Origin of the sequence: uncultured Fretibacterium sp., assembly GCF_938040765.1 — a bacterium.
Classification (GTDB): domain Bacteria; phylum Synergistota; class Synergistia; order Synergistales; family Aminobacteriaceae; genus CAJPSE01.
In genome coordinates this window covers 1-7080 of sequence record NZ_CALIAA010000315.1, presented here as the reverse complement: position 1 = coordinate 7080, position 7080 = coordinate 1, and the positions used below count along the sequence as shown (strand labels likewise).

Here is a 7080-nt window from a genome sequence, read left to right as displayed (position 1 = left end):
AGTTCACATCGATATCCCCGTCGGCCAGCGCGGCGTTGGGAAGGATGAAGTCCGCGAAGCGCACCAGCTCCACCTCGAGCCCCTTCTCCGCCGCGAGCTTCTGCACCAGCTCGCCGATCTCCTCATGCGGACCCCCGTCCACACCCAGCTTGATCTTCGCCGCCTCCGCACTTCCGACCCCAAGGGAAAGGACAAACAACGCCGCCAACACAACCCCAAATTTCTTCAACAGAACCCCAAACTTCTTCAACACAACGACAACCTCCTTAACCATCCATCGAACGAACTTCGCCGCACCCCATCAGGGGAGCGAGCTCCCCTGAACCCCATCGCACAAAGCAAAAAACCGCAAAACGCCGCTATCCCTCCATACCTCTGCGGCGCAGCACCGCCCGAACCGTCCAGTCCCCGGCGGTCTGGATGGCCTGCACCATGACGATCATCACGACGATGGTCGCCAGCATGATGTCCGGCCGGAACCGCTGGTGGCCGAAGCGGATGGCCAGGTCCCCCAGCCCGCCGCCCCCGACCGCGCCCGCCATGGCCGAGTACCCCACCAGGTTGACCAGCATCAGGGTGACGCCGCGCAGCAGGTCGGGCACGGCCTCGGGAAAGAGGACCTTCCGGACGATCTGAGCGGGCGACGCCCCCATCGCCTGAGCCGCCTCGACGACCCCGCCATCCACCCCGTTCAGTGCGCTCTCCACAAGCCGCCCCATGAACGGCAGGGCCGCCAGGGCCAGGGGTACGACGGCCGCCGAGGTCCCGATGGACCGTCCCACGATCAGCCGGGTCAGCGGGATGATCGCCACCATCAGGATGATGAAGGGCGTGGACCGCGTCGCGTTGACCACGAACCCCACCGTGCGGTTCAGCCAGGGGCTGGGCATCAGCCCTCCGGAGGACGTCACGGCCAGCAGCACGCCCAGGGGGATCCCCCCCGCGCAGGCCAGCAGCCCCGACAGCCCTATCATATAAAGCGTCTCACACGACGCCTGCCACAGAAGTCCCCAGATTGCGGCGGACATAGCCGATCACCTCCAGTCCGAGATTCAGATTCCTGAGATACTCCATCGCGGCGTCCCGGTTCCCGTTGCCGGAGAGCTCCACCACCAGCGTCCCGTAGGGCACCCCCTGGATGTGGTCGATGGCGCCGTAGAGGATGTTCACGTCCACGCCGAACCTGCGGACCACCCCCGATATGATCGGCTCCGCCGCCGTGTCCCCCAGGAAGGAGACGCGCAGCAGGAGCCCGCAGCCCGCCTCGGGCTCCCGCAAAAAGTCCAGCGCCGCGAAATGCTGAGGGATGTCCCGCGTCATCACGCTCGCCACAAGCTCGTGCGTCACCAGGGACTGCGGCACCGTGAAGACCTTGAAGACCGCTCCCGACTCCACCACCCGCCCCGCATCCAGCACGGCGACCTCCTCGCAGATCTCCTTGATGACCGCCATCTCGTGGGTGATCAGGACGACCGTCAGGCCCAGTTTGCGGTTGATGTCGCGCAGGAGCCCCAGGACCTCCCGCGTCGTCTGGGGGTCGAGGGCCGACGTCGCCTCGTCGCACAACAGGATCTTGGGCTCAGGGGCCAAAGCCCGGGCAATGCCGACGCGCTGCTTCTGCCCCCCGGAGAGCTGCGCGGGATAGGCGTCCCGCTTCCCCCCCAGGCCCACCAGCTCCAGAAGCTCGTCCACACGGCCCGCGATGCGCGCGGCGTCCCAGCCCGCGAGCTCCAGGGGGAACGCGACGTTACCCGCCACGCTGCGGGACTCCAGCAGGTTAAACCCCTGAAAGATCATGCCGATGCCGCGCCGCGCACGGCGAAGCTCCGCGGGGGACAGGGCCGCCAGGTCCACGCCGGCGACGGTCACCCGGCCGGACGTCGGCCGCTCCAACAGGTTGATCGTGCGCACCAGGGTGCTCTTGCCCGCGCCGCTCCGCCCGATGATGCCGTAGATGCACCCCTTGCGTATCGAGAGGCTCACCCCCCTGAGGGCGTGAAAGCATCCCCCCTCCGTGTCGAAATCCTTGCACACATCCTCCAGAACAATCAAAACCCCTTCACCTCTCCCATCCCGACGCCCGTGCCGAACACAAAAAAAGCCCCCTCCGCGAGGAAGGGGGCTTTGTACGACGGACAAACTCCGCTGCAAGCACCCATCATCTCCCAGGATATACCTGCAGGAATTGGCACCGTTTTGCTCTCGCAAGGGTTGCCGCGGCTTCACAGGGCCTTTCCCTCCGCCGCTCTTGATGATGTCGCAAGTCCTATTCGATTGTGGTGCGTATGATACAGGGAGGGGCCCCCGCTGTCAAGGGCCGTCCTCCCGCCTCCTCCCCAGGACCGTCCGGGCCCGCGAAAGTCCGCGAGTTCTCCACGTCGGGCCGGTCCGGGCACAGCCCATCCCATCGAGCGGATGTAAGCCCGCCGCGGCTAAGCGATCTCCGACTGGAGGTAGGCGGCCAGCAGGCGGATCGACGCGTCGACCGCGTCGCGGTGCGTCCGCTCGTAATGGTGCGTCGCCTCCGTCCCGGGGCCGAAACAGACCGCCCGCACGTCTCTGCCGCTCCTCACCGCGACCGAGGCGTCCGAGGCATAGTTGATGTAGGCGTCGATCCGGTAGGGGATCCCCTCGTCGTCCGCCAGGCGCTTCAGCTGGAGCACCGCCTCACGGTCGTAGGGCAGGACGCCGTCGCGCGACAGGATCGTCACGGCGTGCTCGCTCGACGCGCACCCCTCCGCCACCACGCCGACATCCACGGCCGCGGCCTCGACGGTCTTCGGGGGCATCACGGGGGTGCCGTGCCCGATCTCCTCGTAGTTGCTGATGTAGAAGTGCGTCGTGTGAGCGGGGGAAAGTCCCTGCTCCCGCATCGCCTTGACGGCCCCCAGCAGTATGGCGACCCCGACCTTGTCGTCCAGGAATCGGGACTTCAGATATCCCGTCTCGGTCAGCTCGCTCCTGGGGTCGAAAAAGACCAGATCCCCGCAGTGGATCCCCAACGCCTCCGTCGCCTCCCTGGAGTCCGTCCGGATATCCAGGCGGAGCTCCACGTTGTCCAGGTCGTGCGCCTCGTTGCGTATGGCCTCGGCAAAGGCATGGCGCGCCGCATGGTCCGGGAGCACGGTCCCCCGATACTCCCGCCCCTCCAGGGTGCGGACGAAGCAGTTCTCCCCCGCGAAGCTGCGCCAGTCGAAGCCGCCCAGCGGGAAGAGCCTCAGCCTGCCGTTCCGCCTGATCCGGCGCACCGTGGCGCCCAGGGTATCCACGTGGGCGGAGACCACCCGATGACGCTCGTCGTCCGAACCCCTCCAGACGGCGATGAGCGCCCCCTTGTTCGTCTCCTCGAAGGGAAGGCCCAGGGCCTCGAACTCGTGCGACACCCGCTGAATCGCCTCGACGCAGTCCCCCGCGACGGACGGTATCGCCAGCAGCTCCAGAGTCAGGCTCACCGCGTAATCCAGAATACGATCCATGTTGTACGACAATCTGCCAGCCCCTTCACCTTGGGAGTTTTTCCGTTCGGAACTTTTTCCTGCCGAAAGTTTACCAGAAGAGCGGCCGCCTGTCCTCAAAAAAAGGGACGGCCCTCAAGGGCCGCCCCAAATCAAGGAAGCGCCGATCAAGACAGCGTTTCTCTCGGCTATTCCGGCTTCCGGAGCCACCACTCGATCAAAGACCCCGTGGCGACGAAGATGGAGCTGTAGGTCCCCGCGACGATGCCCACGAGCATGGCGTAGCTGAAGGCGGCCAGCACGGGCCCTCCCCAGACGCACAGGGCCGCGACGGGGAAGAGCGTCGTCAGCGTCGTGTTGATGGTCCGGGAGAGCGTCTGGTTCACGGATCGGTTGACCAGCTCCACGATGCCGACCTTCGGGAGGTCCCGCCAGTTCTCGCGTATGCGGTCCAGGATGATGATCGTGTTGTTCAGCGAGTAGCCCACGATCGTCAGGAGCGCCGCGATGAACGAGGAGGCGATCTCCATCTGGGTCAGGCTGAAGAAGCCCAGGGCGATCACCACGTCGTGCACCAGCGGGACGACGCTCACCACCGCGAAGCGGAACTGGAAGCGCACGGTGATGTAGATCAGGATGGCGACGAGGGCGATGGAGATGCCCACGATCGCCTGGTTGCGCAGCTCCCGCCCCACGACGGGACCGACCTTCTCGAAGCCGATGACCTTCATGTCCGCGTACTTCTCCTGCAGGACCTTGACGACCTGCTCGCGGCTCCCCTCCGTATCCTCGTTGGTGCGGATGATGATGCCCGCCTCGCCGAAGTTCTGGATCATCGCCCCCTTGGCCACGACGGCGGAGACGACCTCACGGACCTCCGCCACGTCGGGCCGGTTCCCGAACTCCACCTGAATGACGTTGCCGCCCGTGAAGTCGATGCCCAGGTTCAGGCCCCTGAAAAGCAGGAGCCCCAGGCTGAGGACGACCAGGACGAGGCTCAGAAGAAGCGCCGGCCTGCGGTACCCCATCAAATTAAAATTCATCGCGTCCACCTCCTAGCTGCGCCTCAGGGCGTTCTGTTTTCGGCTCATGAATATCTGAAGGAGCGCACGGGTCACGACGACGTTGGAGAACACGCTGGCCACGAGGCCGATGGAGAGCGTGACGCCGAAGCCGCGCACCGATCCGGAGCCGAAGTAGAAGAGGACGACGGCCGCGATCAGCGTCGTGATGTTCGAGTCGAGGATCGTCACGAGCGCCTTGCGGAAGCCCGAGTCCAGCGCCGCAAGGGAGGTCTTTCCGGCGCGCAGCTCCTCGCGGATGCGCTCGTAGATCAGCACGTTGCCGTCCACGGCCATGCCGATCGTCAGGATGATGCCCGCGATGCCGGGCAGGGTGAGCGTCGCGTTGAAGGCGATAAGCCCCGCGAATACCAGGAGCATCGTCACGGCCAGGGCGACGTCTGCGGCCAGCCCCCGGAACTGATAGTAGATCAGCATGAAGACGAGCACCATGCCCGCCCCGAAGAGGCCGGCCTGGAGCCCCTGACGGACGGAGTCCGCGCCGAGGCTGGGGCCGACCGAACGGTTCTCGGCGATCTCGACCGCCACGGGCAGCGCGCCGGCCTTGAGCATGATGGCCAGGCGCGAGGCCTCGTCCGGAGAGAAGCGCCCCGTGATCTGCGCGTTGCCGCCCGAGATGCGGTCCTGAACGACGGGCGCGGAGATCACCACGCCGTCCAGCACGATGGCGATCTGTTTCCCCACCAGGCGGCCCGTGGCCTCCTCGAAGAGCCGGGCCCCCTCGGAGTTGAAGGAAAGGGAGACCCCCATGCGGCCCAGGCTGTCGGGGTTCACCGCGGCATCCTTGAGCTCCTTGCCGGAGAGCAGCACCTTGCCCAGCAGGTAGTAGCGTCCTCCCTCCGTCCCCTCGCGCTCGTCCTCGCTGGGGGCGACGATCGCCCCCTCCATTCCGGCGGCCCGGGCCGAGAAGTCCGCGCTGGCATTGTTCCCGAGCGCCGCGGCCGACCTCCAGCGCTCCTGGGCGCGGGCAAACTGCTCGTCGCTGTCGTAATTCTTCCTCTCGGGCGAGGGCGGAGGCGGGGCGCTGACGTCCAGCACCTCACGGAAGTCCAGCTGCGCGGTCTTTCCAATCAGCTCCAGAGCGGCGTTCGGGTCCTGAATGCCCGGCAGGTCGATGATGATCCTGTCCTGGCCGCTCTTCTGAATGATCGGTTCCGCAACGCCGTACTGGTCCACCCGGTTGCGCAGCACGGCCAGCAGGCGGTCGATGCTGTCCTTCTCCACGGGGGCCTCCGGGGTATCCTTGGCCTGAAGGACGATATGGGCTCCGCCCTTCAGGTCGAGCCCCATATTGAGCCTCCCCACCACGGGCCACGCATAGGCCAGCGCGGCCAAGACAACGATCACCACGACCCAAAGCCGCAGACGATCTCTACGAATCATGCTTATCCCCCTGAATCCAGATTGTCGCATCGCCCGCACCAGAGGCGATGCCGCAGAACGGGCACGAGGCCGCAGCACCGCGGCGGCCCCGCTGCCCGAATTTTTACCTCTTTTGCCTAAAGATGCTTTGCATAGTCACTCCCGATAAAATAGGCAGTCTCGTTCCCGTCGGCGCTTCCCTAGTCCTTCTTTTCCTCCGAGGCAGGCGTCGACGGAGTGACGACCTTCTTGGTCTGGACGGCGGATTTGAGGATGCGCACCCGCACGCCCTCCGCCAGCTCAATCAGGAACGTATCGTCGCGGACCTCCCGCACCGTGCCGAAGAACCCGCCGATCGTCACGATCTGGTCCCCGCGCCCGATGCTCGAGATCAGCCCCTCGTGCTGCTTCTGGCGCTTGCGCTGGGGACGAATGATGAAGAAGTAAAAGATGAGGACGAATACCGCCAGGGGAAAGAGCATCCCCATCATGCTCTGAGCCCCTCCCGCTGCGCCGCCCTCGCCGCCCGCCGTTCCTCCGCCGGTGGCACCGCAGGGAGAAACCGCCGTCGTCGTCGTAGCCTGATCCGCCAATGAGATCTCCTCCTTAAAGACTTGAACTGAAAGACAAAACCGCTCCAGTCACAAAACTGCCCCTCGGCGGAAATACGAGCACCCGACGAGAGGCACGACTCGCAAAAGAGAAACGCGACTCTTGATTATATCAGACGCCATATCGCAGGCCGCCCGGATACGCACGGGGGCGGCTGCGGGATGGGAACGATCTACGCCTTCCAGGCCACGAACTCGATCTCGACCTGCGCGTCCTTCGGCAGTGCCTTGACGGCGACGAAGGAGCGGGCCGGGGGATTCTCGCCGAAATACCTCGAGTAGACCTCATTCACCGCGGCAAAGTTCGCCATATCCGTCGCGAAGACCGTGGTCTTCACCACGTCCTGCAGGGAATAGCCCGCGCCCTCCAGGACCCCCTTCACGTTCTCCAGGACGCACACGGCCTGATCCTGCACGGAGCCCGAGACCATCTTTCCGGTCTTCGGGTCCAGGGGAATCTGTCCCGAGGCGAAGAGGAACTGCCCGGCCTGGACCGCCTGGCTGTAGGGGCCGATGGCCGCCGGGGCCTTGTCGGTGCTGACGATTTTTTTCATAAAATCACCCTCCAAA

At 65.4% G+C, this 7080-nt stretch carries 8 protein-coding genes and 1 riboswitch; all 8 genes read right to left on the bottom strand.

Annotated elements, in window-relative coordinates:
- Window positions 1-253: MetQ/NlpA family ABC transporter substrate-binding protein (locus Q0176_RS10960; protein ID WP_299302893.1), on the bottom strand; the 253-nt coding region annotated here is incomplete at its 3' end.
- A 106-nt stretch (window positions 254-359) separates the two neighbouring features.
- Window positions 360-1028, bottom strand: coding sequence for a methionine ABC transporter permease (locus tag Q0176_RS10955; RefSeq protein WP_299302890.1), 669 nt, complete (start codon window positions 1026-1028; stop codon window positions 360-362).
- Window positions 985-2052, bottom strand: a complete 1068-nt coding sequence (locus tag Q0176_RS10950; RefSeq protein WP_299302887.1) for a methionine ABC transporter ATP-binding protein — start codon at window positions 2050-2052, stop codon at window positions 985-987. The genes Q0176_RS10955 and Q0176_RS10950 overlap by 44 nt, the downstream gene beginning before the upstream one ends.
- Before the next feature lie 103 nt (window positions 2053-2155).
- Window positions 2156-2258, bottom strand: a riboswitch (SAM riboswitch).
- Window positions 2259-2432: 174 nt separating this feature from the next.
- Window positions 2433-3488, bottom strand: coding sequence for a M42 family metallopeptidase (locus Q0176_RS10945; RefSeq protein ID WP_299302884.1), 1056 nt, complete (start codon window positions 3486-3488; stop codon window positions 2433-2435).
- A 155-nt stretch (window positions 3489-3643) separates the two neighbouring features.
- Window positions 3644-4498, bottom strand: coding sequence for a protein translocase subunit SecF (gene secF, locus Q0176_RS10940; protein WP_299302881.1), 855 nt, complete (start codon window positions 4496-4498; stop codon window positions 3644-3646).
- 12 nt (window positions 4499-4510) lie between these two features.
- Window positions 4511-5920, bottom strand: a complete 1410-nt coding sequence (gene secD / locus Q0176_RS10935; RefSeq protein ID WP_299302878.1) for a protein translocase subunit SecD — start codon at window positions 5918-5920, stop codon at window positions 4511-4513.
- A gap of 179 nt (window positions 5921-6099) precedes the next feature.
- Window positions 6100-6492: a preprotein translocase subunit YajC gene (gene yajC / locus Q0176_RS10930; protein WP_347713122.1), complete on the bottom strand. Its 393-nt coding sequence runs from the start codon at window positions 6490-6492 to the stop codon at window positions 6100-6102.
- 191 nt (window positions 6493-6683) lie between these two features.
- Window positions 6684-7064, bottom strand: coding sequence for a RidA family protein (locus Q0176_RS10925; protein ID WP_299302875.1), 381 nt, complete (start codon window positions 7062-7064; stop codon window positions 6684-6686).
- Window positions 7065-7080 lie beyond the last annotated feature (16 nt).